We start from the raw sequence: 752 nt of genomic DNA on the forward strand, positions 1-752 counted from the left end.
ACGGTCTCTGTTCCAGCTCCGGCTGATGATGTCTACAAAGACGCCGACCAGGTCAAAGCCACTATCACCGGTACCACCGGTGGTGATTTCGAGCAGCTCGCGGTCAGCCCGACCGAAGCAGTGACTAACGTTAGCGACACGATCGACGCTAGCACGGTGACCCTGACCGCAAATGCTTCGGTAGTCGAAGGTGGCGTAGTCACCTACACCGCCTCGGTATCGGCCCCAGTCACCGGCAGCCCACTGGTCGTAACCCTGGCCAACGGCCAGAGCATCACCATCGGCGTCGGCGAGTCGTCCGGTTCGGTCGACTTTGTTGCGCCGAACAACGTCTACAACACCAACGCCGCACTGACCAACAGCATCACCAAGGTCGAGGGTGGTAACTACGAACAGCTCGACACCGCCGGTACTCCGACCACCACGGTTACCGACAGCCCGGCTACCCAGGCGACCACCAACCTGGTGCTGAGCGCGACTGGCGATGTCGCTGAAGGCGGCCAGATCGTTTACACCGCGACGCTGAGCAACCCAGCGGGGACGGCGATGACCGTCACGCTGAGCAATGGCGCGGTCATCAATATCGCAGCAGGCCAAAGCTCCGGCACGGTCTCTGTTCCAGCCCCGGCCGATGACGTCTACAAGGACGCTGGCCAGGTCAAAGCCACCATCACCGGCACCACCGGTGGCGACTTCGAGCAGTTGGCGGTCAATCCGGCTGAAGCCGTGACCAACGTCAGCGATACCCTCGA

At 62.1% G+C, this 752-nt stretch carries 1 protein-coding gene; it reads left to right on the forward strand.

Annotated elements, in window-relative coordinates; all coding sequences use genetic code 11:
• Window positions 1-752: immunoglobulin-like domain-containing protein (locus tag EGJ09_RS26480; protein WP_177433185.1), on the forward strand; the 752-nt coding region annotated here is incomplete at both ends.

The sequence above is a fragment of the Pseudomonas sp. p106 genome, from assembly GCF_003936645.1.
Lineage (GTDB): Bacteria > Pseudomonadota > Gammaproteobacteria > Pseudomonadales > Pseudomonadaceae > Aquipseudomonas > Aquipseudomonas putida_E.